Origin of the sequence: uncultured Sneathiella sp., from assembly GCF_963973085.1 — a bacterium.
Classification (GTDB): domain Bacteria; phylum Pseudomonadota; class Alphaproteobacteria; order Sneathiellales; family Sneathiellaceae; genus Sneathiella.
This window is the reverse complement of sequence record NZ_CAXAXA010000001.1, coordinates 81169-100861: the sequence shown is the minus strand read 5'-3', so window position 1 is coordinate 100861 and position 19693 is coordinate 81169. Positions and strand designations below refer to the sequence as shown.

Genomic DNA, 19693 nt, shown 5'->3' with positions numbered 1-19693 from the left:
TATGAAACAGGCTTGCCCGCATTATTTCGGCTTCCGTCTCTTTGTAAGCCATTCGATTGGCGTTGCAAGGAGGCCGCGGGGCAGCAGGACGACACTGATCATGAAAACGACGCCAAGTATCAGAATCCAGTAATCGCCGAAAATCTCGGACAGCCAGCTCTCCGCTGTCCGGGTGAAAATGGCGCCGAGAAAAGCAGCAAGCAGCACTTCCTTGCCGCCGATGGCGACCCAGATCAGTGCTTCGGTCGAAAGAGTGAAGCCGATCAGCGTCGGCGAGACGAAGCCGTCAAGGGTCACGAACAACGCGCCCGCAAGCCCGGCAATCGCCGCGCTTAAGGAAAAGACGGAAAGCCGCAGGTTCAGCACACTGTAACCGAGGGACGACAGGCGATCAGGATGAGTGCGAATGGCAGTCAGCAGCAGCCCATAGGGAGATTTCACCAGCAAAGTCACTCCGAAATACACGGCGGCGACAATCCCGAGGATAATGTAGAAGGTCGGCAGGCGATCCCAGAGTTCATAGCTAAACCCGAAGGCAATCAGTTTGAGCGGCGGGACATTGAGCAGGCCATTATAGCCGCCAAGGGCGTACCAGTTGTTCATCAGCCGCTCCAACACCAGAGCTATGGCGAGGGTGATAATGGCGAGATAGGCACCGCTGATGCCTCTCCCTGCGAACAGAAAGTAGCCAAGTGCGAGGGCGAACATCGCCGATCCCGCCATAGCCGCCAGAAGGCCGAGATAGCTGCTGGTCAGGTCGGGATAGATCATGCCCTTGGTAAAGACAGCCATGATATAGCCGCCAATGCCGAAGAACATCGCCTGCCCGAAACAGAGAATACCGCCATAGCCCCAGACCAGCGACAGGGAGATCGCCAGTAACCCATAGACGAGGTAGTTGGTGAGCTGCCCCGTCCAGTACTGCCCGACGAAAAGCGGGGTGATCGCAAGGGCGATAAAGACGAGGAGTCCGATCAGGCTATCTCGCACGGCGCCCTCCCAGCAGGCCTTCAGGCTTCAGGCGGATGATGAGGATAGCGATGATATAGACGGTGATCAGCGCCGCGACCGGTGATATCCAGACCGCGAGCAGGTTGTTGACGCCGCCGATGATCGCGCCGCCCGCCAGCACACCGGCAAGCGGTCCGGCGCCACCGACAAGGATGGAGAGAAAACCCGGCACCAGATAGCCTAGACCCATCTGCGGATCGACGCTGATCAGGGGTGCGACCAGCGCCCCGGCAAGTCCCGCCAGCGCCGTGCCGATGACAAAGCTCCAGCGGTACATGCGCCGCGTATCAATGCCAAGCGCCGCCGCCGTTGCGGGCCGCGCAATAACCGCGCGTGCCATCAGGCCGAATTTTGTTCGGACAAACAGCCAGAATGTTCCGCCGATCAACAGGATGGAGGCGAGCATGAGGATCAGGCGATAGACAGGATAGCTGAACGCCCCGATTTCCAGGCTGCCGTCGACAGGGAGGGGAACGCTCTGGGATTCGGGGCCGAACGTGAGGACGACAAGCTGCTTGAGCGCAATGGACAGCCCCCAGGTCGCCAGAATGGTATCGAGCGGCCGGTGATATATATGGCGGATCAGGGCCATCTCGATCAGCAGGCCGAAAAAGGCGACGACAAGGGGGGCGAGCAGCAGTCCAACAAGGAACGGCAGACCCATATCCTGCGCCAATACCATGACATAGGCGCCGATCATGAACAGCTCCCCATGGGCCATATTGATCACGCCCATCATGCCGAAAACAATCATCAGGCCCAGCGCGACCAGCACTAGAATCAGGATATAGGAGCTGGCATCAAGGATTATGGGAATAAGTTCACTCATTACATCAACATTACACCGACAGATAGCGATGCAGCAGGGAATCGTTCCGCTTTATCGCCTCAATATCACAGCTTTCACGGATTTCACCATTTTCCATGAATAGCACCTGATCGGCAAGCGTGCGGACCATTTCGACATTTTGCTCGACAATCAAAATACCCAACCCGGTCTCCTTCGCTATTCTGGCGAGTTGCAGGCCGATATCATGGACGATGCTGGGCTGGATGCCTTCTGTGGGTTCATCCAGCAGCAGCATTTTTGGCCCGCCGATGAGCGCGCGAGCGATTGCGAGAATTTGCTGTTGTCCGCCGGAAAAAGTCCCGGCCCGCTGATCCTTGCGTTTCTTCAGGAGAGGAAACCAGTCATAAATTTGCGAGAAGGGCAGCGCATCTGTTGCATCCCGTCCCATCAGCCCAAGTTGCAGGTTTTCTTCGACCGAGAAATCTTCAAATATTTCGCGTCCCTGTGGTACATAGCCGATCCCGGCGCGCGCGATAAGATGCGTCGGCCATGTCTCAAGCGTCTGACCGTCGAACAGGACGGACCCGCCCTTCGCCTTTATCAGCCCCATTATGGTTTTGAGCAGGGTCGTCTTGCCCATGCCGTTCCGGCCCATCAACGCAGTCACCCGTCCATTTTCGAACCGGCAACTAAAATCCCGAAGAACGAGGGCATCGCCATACCCGGACGAGAGATTTCTAATCTCAAGCATCTGCAGGAACCACCGTATTTCCGAAATAGAGGGCCTTTACCTCGGCATCGTTTCTAATCTCGTCGAAACTGCCGGATTTCAGGATTTGGCCTTTCGACATGACGTTGAGCGGACAGCCGAGATACTCGATAAATCCCATGTCATGCTCGATCACAAGAACGGTGATGGCCTGTTCCTGATTGATGGTGCGGATCAGGTCCGCGGTTGCTTTGGTCTCCGCGCCGGTCATTCCGGCGGTCGGCTCATCCAGCAGGATGAGAGAAGGAGCTTGCGCAAGCAGCAATCCGATCTCCAGCCATTGCTTCTGGCCATGGGCCAGTTCCCCGCCAAATGTATCCCGCCGGTCGGCAAGATTGATCTTTTCCAGAATAGTATCTATGGAGACGCGATTGCCGGAGCGTTTTGCCGCCACCGTCAGATTTTCCCGGACTGTCAGTTCCTCGAAGATGGCGGGGACCTGAAATTTCCGCCCGATGCCGAGGCGGGCGATCCTGTGCGGTGGCCAGCCGGTAATGTCCTGGTCCCGGAAACTGACCTGTCCCGCATCTGGCTTCAGAACGCCGGTGATCAGGTTAAACAGGGTCGACTTGCCACAGCCGTTCGGCCCGACGAGCGCGTTCAGGCTGCCCTCCGGAATATCGAGGGAAAATCCGTCCACGGCACGCAGACCGTCAAAGTTTTTTGTCAAAGCTGTAAGCTCAAGAAACGACATGGTTGCTTTATCCGGTGATTCAGGCAATTTTTGTATGCATACTTATAAATAATGTTGGCGATAAACTTGTAATTAATATGTGTACCGTCGAATTATCGGGCGAAAACGTCAAAATATGTGCCTTTTTTCGAACTATAACGGTAATTATTTGATTCTTCTACGATTACTGGCATAACCATGCACGAAAGATTTTGCCAAACAACTGTTTTGTTCGGCCAGACATTGAGATGTTTATTGATAAAGAGGATGACGTGATGATCGATATCTCCAGACGGCAATTTATGGGTGCTGTGGGTGCCACCGCGGCTGCTTCGGCTTTTAGCATGCCGGCCATTGCTGCAGGTAAAACCATAAAGATCGGCGCGGTCCAGCCATTCTCCGGCGGGTTGGAGCTGTTCGGTAATCAGGCGAAGATGGGCCTCGACCTCGCAGTATCCGAGATAAACGCGGGCGGCGGCATTCTTGGCCATCAGGTCGAAATGCTCTATGAAGACAACAAGACGGACCCGAAAACATCAGTCGAGCGAGCGAAAAAGCTGATCGAGCGCGATGAAGTGCTGGCAATTTCCGGCCCCATCACCTCTGCCGGGCGTGATGCCATGGCCGCGACGATGGAGCGGGGCAAGACGCCGCTTCTCTATGCGACCAACTATGAAGGCGGTATCTGCAATCGCTACCTGTTCTCCTTCAACACGGTGCCAAATCAGGATACGGCACCACTTATTCCGTATCTGAAGGATGAAGGAATCGGCGATAGCTATTACATGTTCGGTGCCGACTATGTCTGGCCGCGCAACATGTTCAAGACTGCAAAGGATATCATCGGGAAAATCGGTGGCTCCACCGTCGGGGAAGAATATACCCCGTTCGGTGTCAAGGATTTCTCCTCCATCATCCGTAAAATTGCTGATTCCGGGGCTGAGATCCTGTTATTCGCGCTCCCCGGCGCAGACGGTATCACCTTCATCAAGCAGGCGGAGGAATTTGGTCTGACCAAGACGGTGAAGATCGCCTTCCTCGGCTTCGCGGAAACCTATCTCGGTGCTTTTGGTCCGGGCAAGGGCGAGGGGATGTATGCTGGCGTGCCGTTCGTCGCCAGCTCGCCGGAGCCGGGCGTTCAGGAGTTTGTATCGAAAATCCGCAAGAACGCGGGCGAGGATGCGGTTGTTTCCTTCTATGTCATGACCCATTACAATTCGCTGATCGCACTTAAGGGCGGCCTTGAAAAAGCTGGCAAGGTCGACACCGAGGCCTTGATCGACGGGATGGAAGGGCTCTCGTTCGAGATTCCGACCGGCGCAGCTTCGATCACCAAGGATGATCATCACACAGCGATGAACATGTTTATCGCCAAGACTGAAAACGGCACCCTGAACGTGGCAAAGGAACTCGGTATTATTGAACCCGCGCCGCAATGTGCCTAAGTAAGGAGATGCCATGACAACCCGAGACCTCACGGATGATCTGGAAGCGGCTATGCCGCTTGCCTTTACCGAATTCGACCCGTCGGCAACAGACCGCCGGGCCGGCCTTGTGATCGTCGATGAGGTCAACGGGTTTGCAACTGTGGGCGCCGGTGCGCTTGCGCCAACGGAACCGGATGAATTCATTACGAATATGGTTGAAGAGACGGTCATTCTTGCCCGGTATTTCACGGCGCAAGGATGGCCAATTCTCGCGTTCCAGGATACGCATATTCCGGGCAAGCCCGAACCACCCTATCCGCCGCATTGCGAGGCAGGCACGGGTGAGGAGGAGCTGGTTCCGGAGCTTAAATGGCTGGAACAGGATGCCAATACAACGCTTGTCCGCAAAGACTGCATCAACGGCTTTATCGGTGCAATGCGCTCCGATGGCAGCAATGCCGTGGCCGACTGGGTGACCGAGAATGGGATAACCGATCTTCTCGTTGTTGGTATTTGCACGGATATTTGCGTGATGGACTTTGTCCTCACCAGCTTGAGCGCGCGTAATCATGACATGATGCCGGGATTGAAGGATATCTATGTATATGATGAGGGATGCTCCACCTACCACCTCCCGCGTCATGTTGCAGAGGAGATCGGACATGGCGCTGCGGCCGCGCATCCGCAAGATGTGACCCATTACATGGGCCTTTATTTCATGGCGAGTCGCGGTGCGCAGCTTGTCAACAAGGTGATCCTTCCTGCATAATGGAGTGCGGATAGACCGTCTGGTCGATCCGGCGCAATCATAAGAATAACGGGGGAGGCAACCATGAAAGTCACAGCAAACGGCACGGAATTTGATACCCGCCTGGAAGGGCCGGAGGGCGCCCCTGTCGTGACGCTGAGTCATTCGCTCTGCTGTGACCTGTCGGCGTGGGACGAGCTTGCCGAGGATCTGAAATCCGACTATCGGGTTCTCAGATATTCCCTTCGCGGGCACGGGAACAGCGGTGCGACACTGGGGCCCTATGACTTCAAGCTGCTCGCTGACGATATGGCCGCCATACAGGACGCCTACGGCATCACCAAAAGCCATGTGATAGGGCTGTCCATCGGCGGCATGATCGCGCAGGAATATGCACTGATTTATCCGGACCGTATCCTGAGCCTTGTTATTTCCAGCTCCCTTTGTGCGCTGCCCGACGGTGCGGCGGCCCTGTGGCCGGAACGGATCAGGATGGTATCCGAGCAGGGGATCGAGGCAACCGTCGATGGCTCGATGGATCGCTGGTTCGTGCCCGGCTCCCTTGAGGGTCGTTCTGCTCTCGACGCGAGGGTTCGCCAGATGATCCGCGAGACGTCCGTAGATGGCTATGTCGGTTGCAGCCACGCCATCGCCGGGATTGACCTGAAGGATCGCGTGACCGCAATTTCCGTGCCGACGCTCGTCATTGTCGGGCGGGAGGATATGGGCACGCCTCTCAGCTCTTCGGAACTGATCCACCGGCAGATTGAAGGATCAAAGCTGGTCGTCGTCGATAACGCCGCGCATCAGCTCGCCATGGACAAGCCGGACATCTTCAATGCAGAAGTCCGCAAGCATCTGGCAGCGGTCAGTTAGCCTTTCGCCAGAAGGGTGGCGTGATGGCGGATATGATCTTCCATGAAGGTCTGGATGAAATAATAGCTGTGATCATAGCCGTCCTGCATCCGAAGGGTGAGGGGTTGTCCTTCCTCCTTGCAGACGCCCTCGAATATCTCCGGTTTTAGCTGCTCGTTCAGGAACTGGTCGGCGCCGCCCTGATCGATCAGGATATGAGACGTGCGCTTGCCATGTTTGACCAGTTCTGTCGCGTCATATTCGGTCCAGCTTGCCTTGTCGGTCCCGAGATAACCCAGAAATGCCTTCTCCCCCCACGGGCATTGCATGGGAGAGGAAATCGGCGCGAAGGCCGAGACGGATTTGTAGATTTCCGGGTTCTTGAGCGCGATGGTGAGCGCGCCATGGCCACCCATGGAATGGCCGAAAATGCCGACCCGATGGACATCGACATTAAACTCCCCATCGATCAGCAGGCGCAACTCATCGGTCACATAGCTGTACATCCGGTAGCTTCCGGCCCAGGGCTCCTTCACCGCATCGAGGTAAAACCCGGCGCCGGTCCCGAAATCCCAGTCGTCCTCTTCCCCCGGCAGGCCGACATCGCGCGGGCTGGTGTCCGGCATGACGAGCATGAGGCCATGCTCTGCCGCAAACCTTTGCGCGCCCGCCTTGATCGTCGCTGTTTCCTCGGTGCAGGTGAGGCCCGCAAGGTAATAGAGCACGGGCACCTTGCCCGCTTTTGCCTGCGGGGGCTGGTACACCGCGAACCGCATCTCCGATCCGGTCTCGCTGGAGGTATGCTTATAAAAGCCCTGTGTCCCGCCGAAGCAGGCCTGTTCAGAAATAATGTCCATAATCTCGCTCAGAAAGTGACGACGCTGCGGATAGATTTACCCTCATGCATCAGATCGAAGCCCTCGTTGATCTTCTCGATCGGCATGACATGGGTGATCAGGTCGTCGATATTGATCTTACCGTCCATATACCAGTCGACAATTTTCGGCACATCTGTCCGGCCTTTCGCGCCGCCGAACGCCGTGCCTTTCCAGACGCGTCCGGTCACCAGTTGGAATGGCCGGGTGGAAATTTCCTGACCTGCGCCCGCAACACCGATAATGATACTCTCGCCCCAGCCCTTGTGGCAGCATTCGAGCGCCTGACGCATGACATTGACGTTGCCAATGCATTCGAACGAATAATCGGCGCCACCCTTGGTGAGATCGACGAGATAGGGAACGATATCGCCCTCGACTTCCGTCGGGTTGACAAAATGGGTCATGCCGAATTTCTCGCCGAGTTCTTTTCGCGCCGGGTTGAGGTCCACACCGACGATCATGTCCGCGCCCGCAATCTTTGCGCCCTGAATGACATTGAGGCCGATCCCGCCAAGGCCGAAGACGACGACGTTATCGCCGGGCTTGACCTTCGCCGTGTTGATGACCGCACCAATGCCGGTGGTGACGCCGCAGCCGATGTAACAGACCTTGTCGAACGGAGCGTCCTCGCGGATTTTGGCCAGCGCAATTTCCGGCACGACCGTATAGTTGGAGAAGGTCGAACAGCCCATGTAATGAAAGACTTTCTCGCCATTGATCTTAAACCGACTGGAACCGTCCGGCATCAGGCCCTGACCCTGGGTTACGCGTATTGCCTGACACAAATTTGTTTTCCCACTGGTGCAATAGTCGCATTGGCGGCATTCAGGGGTGTAGAGCGGAATGACATGATCGCCCTTCTTGAGGGAGGTGACGCCGGGTCCCACATCGACGACTATCCCTGCGCCCTCATGACCGAGAATGGCCGGGAAAATCCCCTCCGGATCCTCCCCGGAGAGGGTGAAAGCGTCCGTATGGCACAGGCCGCTGGCCTTGATCTCGACGAGAACCTCGCCCTCGCGCGGCCCATCCAGTGTGACTGTTTCGATCGTGAGCGGGGCTCCGGCCTTGTGGGCAACAGCGGCTTTGACTTCCATATTTCACATCCTCGGTTCGTGTTTATTCAGGGGCAAGTTTGCAGATTTAGGGCTGTTGACGCAAGATATTTCCCGATAAAGTGAGGCCGTTTCTGAAACGCAGGAGAGGCGCATGAAAGTGGATGGAAAGCCCTATCGCAGCATCTGGCTGTCGGCGGATGGATGGTCCGTCGATATTATCGACCAGACGCGGCTGCCCCATGAATTTCGCGTGGTGAAGCTGGAAACGCTGGATCAGGCGGCCCATGCGATCAGGGCGATGCTGGTGCGCGGCGCGCCGCTGATCGGGGCGACGGCGGCCTATGGCATCTGTCTCGGCCTCAGGACGGACGCCAGCGACAGCGCCTTGCAGGAGATGTGTGAAACATTGATTGCAACGCGACCGACGGCAGTTAACCTGCGTTGGGCCATCCGAGCGATGCAGGAGCTGCTTCTACCGCTGCCGAAGGAAGATCGCGTCTCTGCGGCCTATGTAAAGGCAGCGCAAATCTGTGATGAGGATGTCGCGATCAACAGCGCCATCGGTGATCACGGACTGGATGTTTTCCGGCAGCTCTGGAAAGCGAAAGCGGAGCAGGGAAAACTCAATATCCTGACCCATTGTAACGCGGGCTGGCTGGCGACGGTGGATTGGGGGACGGCGCTCTCGCCCATCTACAAGGCGCATGACGCTGGCATTCCGGTCCATGTCTGGGTCGATGAGACACGGCCGCGCAACCAGGGCGCCCATCTCACCTGCTGGGAGCTGGGGCGGCACGGCGTCGATCATACGCTTGTTGTCGATAATGTCGGCGGGCATCTGATGCAACACGGGCTCGTTGATCTCTGCATCACCGGGACGGACCGGACGACGGCGGCGGGCGATGTCTGCAACAAGATCGGGACTTACTTAAAGGCGCTTGCGGCGAAGGATAACAATGTGCCGTTTTATGTCGCGCTGCCCGGGCCGACCATTGACTGGGAAATTGATGACGGGGTGACGGATATCCCCATTGAAATCCGCGACAGCCATGAAGTGGATTATATTCAGGGACAAAATAGCGCGGGCGAGGTGAGCGAAGTACGCATTCTCCCCGCCAGCAGTACCTCCGCCAACTATGCCTTCGATGTGACTCCGGCGCGGCTGGTGACGGGACTGATTACCGAACGCGGCGTATGTACTGCCTCAAAGGAGGGGCTGGCCGGGCTCTATGCCCCGGCATCATAAAGCTTGAGCTGGTTATCAAGATCGTCCCGGATAAAGCCGCGAACCATCTCGTCAAGGCTTTCGTCCTTCGCAAAACCGAGAGCGTCGGCGCGGGCGGAGCGGGTCGCCTTCGGCCAGCCATTGACAATTTTCTGGATGGCCGGATCAGCTACCCAATGGATGCTTCCGATATTCCGGTTACCGCGCTGCCGGTCCACCGCCGCCGCCATTTCCCCGGCGCTGACGGAAATCCCCGTCAGCAGCAACGACCGGCTCATGCCAAAGGCCGCAGCGGGCAAATCGTGGGCGTGGATCAGGGCATCAATGACCTTCGCGGGCGACATGCAGGCCATTTTCGTCTCCGGCCCAACCGGGCAGACAGCCTCCCGGCCGCAGAGCGGTTCGCGAATGATGGAGCTGGCCCAGGTCGAGGCGGCCTTGTTGGGAAGACCCGTCCGGACGGAGATTGTCGGCAGGCGGAGGGAACGTCCGTCGATAAATCCCTTGCGGCTGTAATCCTGCACCAGATATTCCCCCATGACCTTCGCGCAGCCGTAGGAGGTTTGTGGAAGCTGCGCCGTCTCGTCCGTCACCACATCGGGGAGCGTTCCGCCATAGGTCGCGATGGAGCTGGTGAAAATGACTTTAGGGAGATGGGGCAGGGCGCGGGCCGCCTCCAGAACCTGCCGTGTGCCGTCGAGATTGATGCGGTATCCAAGATCGAAATCCTCCTCGGCCTGGGCGCTGACAACGGCGGCAAGATGAAAAATGCTGGACGTCTTCTCGTCGATCAGCGCGCGAACCGTTTCCGGGTTGGCAATATCGCCGGAAATATAACTCAGACGCGGATCTGCAAGCGGAACTTCAGGGGCGATATCGAAGAGCACAAGTTCGGATATGTCGCGTGTTTTGCCCTCGCTGTCGACAGCCTCCCCGCGCTCTAGAAGCCTGGCGGCAAGTCTCTGGCCGAGAAATCCCGCGCCACCCGTAATGACAATTTTCATCGCTCAGCTCCTTTTCCGGATACGCCACTCAAAGCAGTCGTCGCCATAATCCAGCCGTTTCAACACCTCCAGCACAAGAAAGCGGTTATGCACGGCAAGAGCGCCCTGCCAGAGCTGGTTCCAGCTATCAAAAACGCTGGCGGGATGGGGGCCGGTGCCGCGCATAAGCCGCCAGCCTTTCTGGCGCACATATATCGCATCGCCGTCCTTTTCCATCTCTACCTCGTCATCATGGCCGTCGATCATTCCGGCGAGATAGCGGGCAAAGGCCTCAACGCTGTCCCCGGTGATGCCGAGGGTATCGGCGGTGCTGCGGTAGAACTGCTTGCCGATCAGCTGCGCCGTGATGCCGCCGAAGGTAGTCGTTTCCATCGGGCCATACATATCGCCGAGGATAATGAGGGAATTCTTCGCATATTCCATGGAATAATTACGGTTAGCCTTTTGCAGCCGTTCCTCCGGCCAGGTTGATGTATCCAGTATTGGGGCGGCGGATGGATCGAACGGTGGCGCCAATTCGCCGGGCCTGAATTGCAACCGCTCTTCCGGGGCAAGGTCATGGCTGTGGACTTTGAAATAGCCGGCCATGCCATACTGACCGTCCATATCCTGGGAGGTGCAGACGAAACCGAGGCGCGGGTTCTTGAGGCTGACGCCGTTCTGGGCGTACCAGCCTTTCAAGTACCCATGATTAACCTCCAGCGGGACGCCGCAAATCGCCGCGCCGTCATAAATCCAGCGGGGATGACAGAAATGCACCCAGGCCTTCTCGTCGCTCTCATACATATATTCCACCGGCACACCGCCGACGCCATTGGAAAGATAATGATACTGCGCGCAGGCGACCGCATCCGGCAAATCCGAAAGGCCGAGCTTCTCGAAACTGGAGAGGAATTTCTCATGATGCTGACGGCGGAACACATGGAAGGAGAGGTCACCGGCCGCCGCATGGCTCTTGCGGAGCGCAAGGGTGAGGAGCAATCCCGTGAAGTAAGCATGGTAAAGGGCCGCAACGGCCGCGTATCTGTCCTGTTTCGTTGACGTATCCAGCATGAGTTTTATCCTGATCCGGTAGTTGTTTTTATTGTTCTTGTATTTTGAAAAGTAGCATTGGAAAGCCGGTTTCACCAGCCCTCAGTCGATATTCAACATGATACAAATAATGTTGTAAAATTTATGAATATGTATCATATTAGGAAATAACGATCCAATTCGGGAGCAGGGCGCGATTATGGATGCAAGAACGGACGATCTCGACAGGCTGGAAGCGGAATTTCAGGCGAAGGTGGACGCGGAAAAGCGGATCGAGCCGAAAGACTGGATGCCGGACAGATACCGTCAAACACTGATCCGCCAGATGTCGCAACACGCCCATTCGGAAGTCGTTGGGATGCTGCCGGAAGGCAACTGGCTGACCCGGGCGCCGAGCCTGAAACGAAAGGCGATCCTGATGGCAAAAATACAGGATGAGGGCGGCCACGGGCTCTATCTCTACAGCGCGACCGAAACCCTCGGCATTTCCCGGGAGGAAATGTTTGACCAGTTGCATACGGGCAAGGCGAAGTATTCGACGATTTTCAATTACCCGACGCTCACTTGGGCGGATATCGGCGCGATTGGCTGGCTGGTCGACGGCGCGGCGATTACCAACCAGATTGCGCTCTGCCGCTGTTCCTATGGTCCTTACGCGCGGGCGATGATCCGCATCTGCAAGGAAGAAAGCTTTCACCAGCGTCAGGGTTACGAGATCATGATGACCATGGCCGAGGGCACGTCGGAGCAGCGGGCGATGGCGCAGGATGCGCTGAACCGCTGGTGGTGGCCGACCCTGATGATGTTCGGCCCCAATGATTCCAACTCCGCCAATTCCGCGCAATCGATGAAATGGAAGATCAAGCGGCAAAGCAATGACGAGCTGCGCCAGAAATTCATCGACGCGACGGTGCCGCAGGCGGAGTATCTGGGCCTGACTGTCCCCGATGACAAGCTGAAATGGAATGAAGAACGCGGCGCCTATGATTTTGGCGAGATTGACTGGAATGAATTCAAGGCGGTCGTCAGCGGGAACGGGCTTTGCAACCGGGAGCGGCTGAAAGCCCGCATTGATGCGCATGAGGGCGGAAAATGGGTGCGCGATGCCGCGCTTGCCTATGCCACCAAGAAAGCGGCCCGCAAGGCCGAAGCCGCCTGAAGGGAGAGGTGAGATGACAAAGGACACCCGGGACGAACTCCCGCTCTATGAGGTTTTCATCCGTAGCAAGAATGGCCTCGATCACAAGCATGTCGGCAGCCTGCATGCCTCCGATGCGGAAATGGCGCTGACCAATGCCCGCGATGTCTATACCCGCCGCAGCGAGGGGGTCAGCATCTGGGTGGTAAAGTCGACCGATATCGTTGCCTCCTCTCCGGAGGATCGGGGCAGCTTCTATGAGCCGAGCGACGACAAGCTCTATCGCCATCCGACATTCTATGACCTGCCCGACGAAGTCGGCCATATGTGAGGCCGGATATGAGCGAAAAAGACATGCTTTTTGAGTATCTGCTCCGCCTTGGGGATAACAGCCTGATCCTTGGCCAGCGGCTTGCCGAATGGACCGGTCATACCCCGATGCTGGAAGAGGATCTGGCATTGACCAATGTCGGGCTGGACCTGATCGGTCAGGCGCGGATGCTGCTCACCTATGCGGGCAAGGTGGAGGGAAAAGGGCGCGATGAAGACCGGCTTGCCTTTCATCGCGACACGGCGGAATGGCGCAATCTTCTGCTGCTGGAACTGCCGAACGGCGATTTCGCGAAAACCATGACCCGGCAGTTCTTTTTCGATCAGTTCCAGTATCTTCAGTTCGATGCGCTGTGCAGTTCCAGTGATGAGAGGCTCGCGGGGATCGCGGCCAAATCCCTGAAGGAAATCGCCTATCATCGCCGCCATAGTACTGACTGGGTTCTCCGCCTTGGCGATGGCACGGCGGAAAGCCATGATAAAATGCAGACAGCCATCGATGAGCTCTGGGGCTTTGTGCCGGAGATGTTCGAGATGGATGCGACGGACGAGGCCATGCTGACCGCAGGCATCGGTGTCGATGTCGCCCGTCTGCGGCCAGCGTGGGATGCGGCAGTAAACGCGGTGCTGACGGAGGCGACGCTCACGCGGCCCGAAGATAGCTGGTCCGTCCGCGGCAGCCGGGAAGGCAAGCACTCCGAACATCTCGGTTATCTGCTCGCGGAGATGCAGTTCCTGCAACGGGCCTATCCGGATGCGAAATGGTGACATTGCTCAAAACCGATGATGTTCTTGAGATTCTGGATCTGGTGAAAGATCCGGAGATTCCGGTTGTGAGCGTCCGGGACATGGGGATTATCCGCCGGATTGAGGAGGCAGGAGGTCGCCTTAAAATCGTGATCACACCCACCTATAGCGGCTGTCCGGCGATGGAAGTAATCGAGCGGGATATCGCGGCGATGCTGAAGCTGCATGGCCTCAAGGATTTCGATGTGGAAACCGAGATTTCCCCTGCCTGGACGACCGACTGGATCACGGAGGAGGGGCGCCGGAAATTGCAGGAGTATGGCATTGCCCCGCCTGCAAACAGCAGCAAGGCAGCGCTTTTAGGTCATGAGACGGTGGCCTGTCCGCAATGCGGCTCACCCGATACCGTTCTTGTCAGCGAGTTCGGCTCGACGGCCTGCAAGGCGCTCTATAAATGTAATGACTGCCTGGAAACCTTCGATTATTTCAAATGCGTATAGGACGGTGACATGACGGTTTTCCATTCCCTGAAAATCAAGGATGTGGTGCGTGAGACGAAGGACGCGGTTTCCATCTCCTTCGAGGTGCCGGAAACGTTGAAAGACGCCTATCGGTTCACGCAAGGGCAGCATCTGACGCTAAAAGAGTTTCTGGACGGGGAGGAGCTGCGCCGATCCTATTCCATCTGCAGCGCGGTGGGCGATCCGGAGCTTCGTGTCGCGGTCAAGCGGCTGGACGGCGGAAAATTCTCCAGCCATGCCAACCAGAACCTCAAGCCCGGCGCGATGATCGAGGTGATGGAGCCGCAGGGTCGCTTCTTCACGCCGCTTGATGCCGCCAACAGAAAGCATTATCTCGCCGTTGCGGCTGGAAGCGGGATCACACCGATTATCTCCATCATCAAGACGGTCCTGAAGACGGAACCGCACTCTAAAGTAACGCTCCTCTATGGAAACCGGAAGGTGTCGGGCATTCTCTTCCTTGAGGCGCTTGAAGACTTGAAGAACAGCTTTCCCGACCGGTTTACGATGATGCATATCCTGAGCCGGGAGCATCAGGATGCGGAAATTCTCAATGGCCGAATTGACGCTGCGAAATGTAAGGAACTTTCCGCCGGGGCGATAGACTTCACACGCTTTGACGAGGCGTTTCTCTGTGGCCCGGAGCAGATGATCATGGACGTGCGCGATTTCCTAGTTGATACGGGGCTCGATAAAGATCACATCCATTTCGAGCTGTTCATCACCGACGCCGCGATTGCCGCGAGTGAGAAACCGGTGAAAGTCGAGGAGGCTGGCCCGAAACGCCATGTGAAAGTCATTCTCGGCGGGCGCAAGACCGATGTCGAGGTGGCGGAAGACGGCGTTTCCATTCTCGACCGGGCGTTGCAGCAGGGGCTGGACCTTCCTTATGCCTGCAAGGGCGGTGTCTGTTCGACCTGCCGCGCCAAGGTGCTGCAAGGAGAGGTCGAGATGGATATCAATTATGCGCTTGAAGACGATGAGGTGGCGGAGGGGTACGTGCTGACTTGCCAGTCACATCCGTTGACCGATAATGTCATTGTCGATTTTGATGTTTGACGGTCAGTAATTCTTAATGCCCGGAACCCGGCATTGATAGGTGGTGTAGGTCTCCATCGGCAGACAGGCCGTGCTGACGCTGACAACGAGGTTACCCTTGCAGTCGTTGAAGGAGACCCAACCCTCGATATGATCAATGCGGCCACCGCCTTCGCCATTGCCGTCATATATATTAATGATCGACACATCCTTGATCCGATCCTGAGGGATCGTGAGGTCCGCAATTTCATCCTCGATAACCTTCTGGCAGCGACCGCTGACAAGATCGGCGGAGGCGACCGTCGTAAAGGCGAGGGAGGAAAGACAGGCGATGGTCAGCAAATCGAGGAAACGTCTCATGGGTATACTCCGGATAAGCTCTTTCTCTAAAGCTATGCCGAATTTAGCAGGAGACAACATGGACGCGGTAATATTTTCGAGTAAGTGTCAGAAATCGGTTTTTACGCCGCCGTCGGCAATGCGTTTATCAACGAACTCGTTCAGCTCCTCAAGCCTTGCCGGGTCATGTACTGGCTGTTCATATTCCGCCAGAATCGACTTATAGATCGTATTGGCCCGTTTCAGGGCATCAGGCGATCCGGCTTCGGCCCAGCTTTCGAAATTGCGCCAGTCTGACAGAATGGGTTCGTAAAAAGCGGTCTGATAGCGTTCCTGCGTATGTTGGGTGCCGAAGAAATGCCCACCATGACCGGCTTCGCGCATGGCATCTAACCCTAGGGATTCTGCTGATGTATCAATGGGTTTCATCATTTCAATCATCATCTGGATCATCTCCACATCCATGATGACCTTCTCGAAGCTGGCGCTGAGGCCGCCTTCGAGCCAGCCCGCCGCATGCTTGACGAAATTGGCCCCACCGAGAACGAGAGACCAGAGCGACATTTCGGATTCATAGGCGGCCTGCGCATCCGCAACGTTCGAGGCATTTACGTTTGAGGAACGGAACGGCAGGTTATAGCGGCGGATCAACTGTCCGCTGGCGATGGTCGCCTTGGCATATTCGGGCGTGCCGAAGGCGGGCGCGCCGGATTTCATATCGACATTGGAGGTAAAGCCGCCATAAATGACAGGGGCGCCGGGTCGAACGGTTTGAGCGAGGCTGAGCCCCGCCAGCGCCTCTGCATTCTGCTGGGTAAGCGCCCCGCCGATGGTGACCGGTGCCATCGCACCGGAGAGGGTGAAGGGGGTGAGGGCGATAACCTGCCCATGGGCCGCCATCTCGATAATACCCTCCAGCATAGGCTGGTCCAGCATCAGCGGCGAGTTGGAATTGATAACGGTAAAGAGGCTCGGCTGTTCCAGCATCTGTTCATGGCTGATACCGCGCATGATCCGCGCCATCTCGATCCCGTCGAGATTGCGATCCCGGCCGAGGGAATAGATATAGGGGACCTTCTCAGTCAAAGTCGCATAATCCCGGCCGCATTCCAGATGCCGGATCGACGCATGCACATCGACCGGTTCCACCGGATAGCCGCCGCTGGTTCCCAGCACATTGAGGCTCTGGGTCAGCCTCAGGAAGTTGCGGTAGTCTTTCTGGTTACCGGTCCGCCTGCCGCCATCCAGATCGGTGGCATTCGGCGTGCTGGCAACCATGGAAAAAACGAGGTTCTTCCCGCCGATCTCGAGATTACAGTCGGGGTTCGGGGCATGCAGGGTAAATTCGGACGGGGCGTGGGAGAGGGCCTCCATGACGAAGCCGCGGTCGAAATAGACGATCTGCTTGTCTTCATCGACTTTCTGCCCGGCTTTTTTCAGGATTTCCCGCGCCTTTGGCAGGCGCACCATAATCCCGATATTCTCCAGAATATCCATGGTGGCGTTATGAATATCCTCAAGCTGATCCTCAGAGAGAAGTTCTACAGGTTTGAATGTGTTGATAACTTTCTGTTTGGGTAGCTGTGTGAAACTTGCCTTGGTCCGGCCTCCGCGTCGTGATCGTCGCCCGGAAGTCCGTTCATTTCGTCTCGACATACTCAGTTCCTTTCAAGGGTTCGGCTTATCCCCGCATGCGGGAGGCATCGGGATCGAGCAGCGGTTCCAGCACCATTCGGGCGGGCCGCATTTCACCGAGGATTTCAATCTCGAACTCAGCACCGTCGGCGATCATGCCGGGCGGCGTGAAACCGAGGGCGACGGATTTTTCGACATAATGTGCATAGCCGCCGGAGGTGACGAAGCCGACAACCTCCCCGTCCTTCCAGATCGGCTCGTCTCCATGCACATCGGCGTCTTTCGCATCGACAACGAAGGTGGAGAGCTTGCGTGTCACGCCTTCCGCCTTCTCCTTCAGTACCGCCGCCTTGCCGATGAAATCGGCGGGCTTGTTATAGGCGACGAAGCGATCGAGCCCGGTTTCCTCCGCCGTGTAGTCAGGCTTGTATTCCCGCATCCAGGAGCCGAAGGATTTTTCCAGCCGAAGGCTCATCATCGCCCGCATCCCGAAGGGAGTAAGACCAAATTCCTTTCCTGCTTCGGATAGCACCTCATAAAGCGCGATCTGCTCATCGGCGGGCACGTAAATCTCATACCCGAGATCGCCGGTATAGGTGACCCGCTGGACAATCGCATCGGAAAGCCCGACGCCCATGCGCTTCACCGACATGAAGGGGAATGCTTCGGTCGAGACATCTTCATAGGTAACTTTGGCGAGCAGGTCGCGGGCGTGCGGACCGGCGATCTGGAAGCCGATGCGCTTCAGGGAAACATTCTCGATCTCAACGCCCTCTTCGGGCAAATGGTCCCAGAACCAGCGAAGATGATAGCCTTGCGCCCCAAAGGAAGCGGTGAGCTGAAATTCCTCTTCAGCCAGCCTTGCAATGGTGAAATCGCCGATCAGCCGCCCCTTCGGGCTCAGCATCGGGCTCAGGCTCATCCGCCCGACCTTGGGTACGCGCCCGGCCATGATCATATCGATCCATTCCGCCGCCTTGGGGCCGGTGATCTTGTATTTCCCAAAGTTATGAATCTCGGTGATGCCAACCTTTGTCCGGACGGCCCGGCACTCGGCGCCAACCGCATCAAAGGCGTTGGACCGGCGGAAAGACGGCGTCTCCAACAAAGGCTCGCCCTCCGGCGCGAAGTAATTGACCGCCTCCATCCCGTAGGCCTGACCGAAGACGGCACGCTGTACTCGCCAGATCGGATAGGCAGGGGTTGTCTGGAAGGGACGGGCGGCAGGCAATTCCTCATTGGGGTAGGTGATACTGAACCGGCGCTGATAATTCTCGGTCACTTTCTTGCGCGCGTAGGGGCGGGAGCAATAGTCGCCATAGCGCGCGACATCCATGGCGAAGACATCGCGGCTGGGTTCGCCTTCGATCATCCATTCAGCAAGGGTAAGGCCGACGCCGCCGCCTTGACTGAAACCCGCCATCACGGCACAGGCGGACCAGTAATTCCTCAATCCCGGCACCGGCCCGACCAGCGGATTGCCATCCGGCGCAAAGGTGAAGGGGCCGTTGATCACATTCTTGATGCCCGCCTTACCGAGCACCGGGAAGCGGTTGAAGGCAAATTCCATGCTGTCGCCGATACGGTCGAGATTGTTGGGCAGCAGTTCATGGCCGAAATCAAGCGGCGTGCCATTGACTGCCCAGGGATCTGCCTCCTGCTCATAAAAACCGATGCAGAGGCCGCGCCCTTCCTGCCGGAGATAGCTTTCTCCTTCCGGATCCATGACATGGGGGTGTTCGCGCCCAAGCTCGTAAATTTCCGGGATATCCTCGGTGATCAGATATTGGTGTTCCATCGGATGCAGCGGCAGGAAGATGCCGACCATCTCGCCCAGCTCCCGCGCCCAGAGACCGCCCGCATTGACGACATATTCCGCATGGATCGTCCCTTCCTTGGTGACGACCTGCCAGCTTCCGTCGGTTTGCGGGTTGAGTTCGAGTACCGGGTTGCGAAGGTAAATCTCGGCGCCGAGTTTGCGGGCGCACATGGCATAGGCATGGGTGGTGCCGGACGGATCAAGATGACCGTCGAGTGGATCATACAGCCCGCCGATCACGCCATCGACATTGGTGATGGGAGAGAGTTGCTTGATCTCTTCCGGCCCGATGATATGAGTATCGAGACCCATATAGCGATGCTTCGCCCGCTCGGTCTTGAGGTAATCCATGCGGTCCGGTGTGCCCGCCAGCGTGATGCCGCCAACATGATGCAGGCCGCAGGACTGGCCCGACAGCTCCTCCAACTCCTTATAAAGCTTGATGGTGTAGCCCTGCAGGGCGGCGATGTTGGTGTCGGAATTGATGGTATGAAATCCGCCCGCCGCGTGCCAGGTGGAGCCGGAGGTCAGCTCGGAGCGTTCAATCAGCGCGATATCGGTCCAGCCGAGCTTGGCAAGATGATACAGAACGGAACATCCGACGACACCCCCGCCGATAACGGCGACCTTGACATGGGATTTCATAACCTCTCCCC

20 protein-coding genes are annotated in these 19693 nt (G+C 57.2%); 9 read left to right on the top strand and 11 right to left on the bottom strand.

Annotated elements, in window-relative coordinates:
- Nucleotides 1-21: 21 nt before the first annotated feature.
- From AACZ19_RS00465 to AACZ19_RS00450, 4 genes are read right to left on the bottom strand one after another with little or no spacing between them, the layout of a single operon-like run.
- Entirely contained in the window at nt 22-990 is a 969-nt protein-coding gene (locus AACZ19_RS00465) for a branched-chain amino acid ABC transporter permease (protein ID WP_339630112.1), read from the bottom strand.
- Complete coding sequence (locus AACZ19_RS00460) at nt 980-1840, bottom strand: hypothetical protein (protein WP_339630111.1); 861 nt, start codon at nt 1838-1840, stop codon at nt 980-982. Before AACZ19_RS00460 ends, AACZ19_RS00465 begins: the two co-directional genes overlap by 11 nt.
- Before the next feature lie 10 nt (nt 1841-1850).
- Complete coding sequence (locus tag AACZ19_RS00455; protein ID WP_339630110.1) at nt 1851-2552, bottom strand: ABC transporter ATP-binding protein; 702 nt, start codon at nt 2550-2552, stop codon at nt 1851-1853.
- Nucleotides 2545-3264: an ATP-binding cassette domain-containing protein gene (locus AACZ19_RS00450; protein WP_339630108.1), complete on the bottom strand. Its 720-nt coding sequence runs from the start codon at nt 3262-3264 to the stop codon at nt 2545-2547. Before AACZ19_RS00450 ends, AACZ19_RS00455 begins: the two co-directional genes overlap by 8 nt.
- 227 nt (nt 3265-3491) lie before the next feature.
- On the opposite strand from AACZ19_RS00450, the gene AACZ19_RS00445 reads away from it, so the two are divergent.
- The 3 genes from AACZ19_RS00445 to AACZ19_RS00435 all read left to right on the top strand — a co-directional run bounded on the left by AACZ19_RS00445 (nt 3492) and on the right by AACZ19_RS00435 (nt 6294).
- Nucleotides 3492-4688 (top strand): substrate-binding protein, encoded by a 1197-nt coding sequence (locus tag AACZ19_RS00445; RefSeq protein ID WP_339630106.1) that lies wholly within the window; start codon nt 3492-3494, stop codon nt 4686-4688.
- Between the two features lie 13 nt (nt 4689-4701).
- Entirely contained in the window at nt 4702-5439 is a 738-nt protein-coding gene (locus tag AACZ19_RS00440; RefSeq protein WP_339630104.1) for an isochorismatase family protein, read from the top strand.
- 63 nt (nt 5440-5502) lie between these two features.
- Nucleotides 5503-6294: an alpha/beta fold hydrolase gene (locus AACZ19_RS00435; protein WP_339630102.1), complete on the top strand. Its 792-nt coding sequence runs from the start codon at nt 5503-5505 to the stop codon at nt 6292-6294.
- Here AACZ19_RS00435 and fghA read toward each other — a convergent pair.
- Nucleotides 6291-7130, bottom strand: a complete 840-nt coding sequence (fghA, locus tag AACZ19_RS00430) for an S-formylglutathione hydrolase (RefSeq protein WP_339630100.1) — start codon at nt 7128-7130, stop codon at nt 6291-6293. The genes AACZ19_RS00435 and fghA overlap by 4 nt on opposite strands.
- Nucleotides 7131-7138: 8 nt before the next feature.
- Nucleotides 7139-8248 carry an S-(hydroxymethyl)glutathione dehydrogenase/class III alcohol dehydrogenase gene (locus AACZ19_RS00425; protein WP_339630098.1) on the bottom strand — a complete coding sequence of 370 codons (1110 nt, stop codon included), beginning with the start codon at nt 8246-8248 and terminating at the stop codon, nt 7139-7141.
- A 112-nt stretch (nt 8249-8360) separates the two neighbouring features.
- On the opposite strand from AACZ19_RS00425, the gene mtnA reads away from it, so the two are divergent.
- Entirely contained in the window at nt 8361-9455 is a 1095-nt protein-coding gene (gene mtnA / locus AACZ19_RS00420) for an S-methyl-5-thioribose-1-phosphate isomerase (RefSeq protein ID WP_339630096.1), read from the top strand.
- Here mtnA and denD read toward each other — a convergent pair.
- On the bottom strand, nt 9437-10438 hold the full coding sequence (gene denD / locus AACZ19_RS00415) for a D-erythronate dehydrogenase (RefSeq protein WP_339630094.1): 1002 nt from the start codon (nt 10436-10438) through the stop codon (nt 9437-9439). The two genes, mtnA and denD, sit on opposite strands and share 19 nt — an antisense overlap.
- 3 nt (nt 10439-10441) lie before the next feature.
- Nucleotides 10442-11491 (bottom strand): hypothetical protein, encoded by a 1050-nt coding sequence (locus AACZ19_RS00410; RefSeq protein WP_339630092.1) that lies wholly within the window; start codon nt 11489-11491, stop codon nt 10442-10444.
- Nucleotides 11492-11669: 178 nt separating this feature from the next.
- Here AACZ19_RS00410 and paaA point away from each other — a divergent pair, with 178 nt between their 5' ends.
- Genes paaA through paaE form a run of 5 tightly spaced genes read left to right on the top strand, consistent with a single transcriptional unit; the run spans nt 11670 to nt 15265 of the window.
- Entirely contained in the window at nt 11670-12629 is a 960-nt protein-coding gene (gene paaA, locus AACZ19_RS00405) for a 1,2-phenylacetyl-CoA epoxidase subunit PaaA (protein ID WP_339630091.1), read from the top strand.
- Between the two features lie 13 nt (nt 12630-12642).
- Nucleotides 12643-12939, top strand: coding sequence for a 1,2-phenylacetyl-CoA epoxidase subunit PaaB (gene paaB / locus AACZ19_RS00400; RefSeq protein ID WP_339630090.1), 297 nt, complete (start codon nt 12643-12645; stop codon nt 12937-12939).
- An 8-nt stretch (nt 12940-12947) separates the two neighbouring features.
- Nucleotides 12948-13706: a 1,2-phenylacetyl-CoA epoxidase subunit PaaC gene (paaC, locus tag AACZ19_RS00395; protein WP_339630089.1), complete on the top strand. Its 759-nt coding sequence runs from the start codon at nt 12948-12950 to the stop codon at nt 13704-13706.
- On the top strand, nt 13700-14185 hold the full coding sequence (gene paaD / locus AACZ19_RS00390) for a 1,2-phenylacetyl-CoA epoxidase subunit PaaD (RefSeq protein WP_339630088.1): 486 nt from the start codon (nt 13700-13702) through the stop codon (nt 14183-14185). The genes paaC and paaD overlap by 7 nt, the downstream gene beginning before the upstream one ends.
- Nucleotides 14186-14194: 9 nt before the next feature.
- Entirely contained in the window at nt 14195-15265 is a 1071-nt protein-coding gene (paaE, locus tag AACZ19_RS00385; protein WP_339630086.1) for a 1,2-phenylacetyl-CoA epoxidase subunit PaaE, read from the top strand.
- A 3-nt stretch (nt 15266-15268) separates the two neighbouring features.
- Here the strand turns inward: paaE and AACZ19_RS00380 are convergent, their stop codons facing one another.
- From AACZ19_RS00380 to AACZ19_RS00370, 3 genes are all read right to left on the bottom strand, one after another.
- Nucleotides 15269-15604: a hypothetical protein gene (locus AACZ19_RS00380; RefSeq protein ID WP_339630084.1), complete on the bottom strand. Its 336-nt coding sequence runs from the start codon at nt 15602-15604 to the stop codon at nt 15269-15271.
- 87 nt (nt 15605-15691) lie between these two features.
- On the bottom strand, nt 15692-17239 hold the full coding sequence (locus AACZ19_RS00375) for a trimethylamine methyltransferase family protein (protein ID WP_339630082.1): 1548 nt from the start codon (nt 17237-17239) through the stop codon (nt 15692-15694).
- A gap of 25 nt (nt 17240-17264) precedes the next feature.
- Complete coding sequence (locus tag AACZ19_RS00370) at nt 17265-19682, bottom strand: FAD-dependent oxidoreductase (protein WP_339630080.1); 2418 nt, start codon at nt 19680-19682, stop codon at nt 17265-17267.
- Nucleotides 19683-19693: the final 11 nt, after the last annotated feature.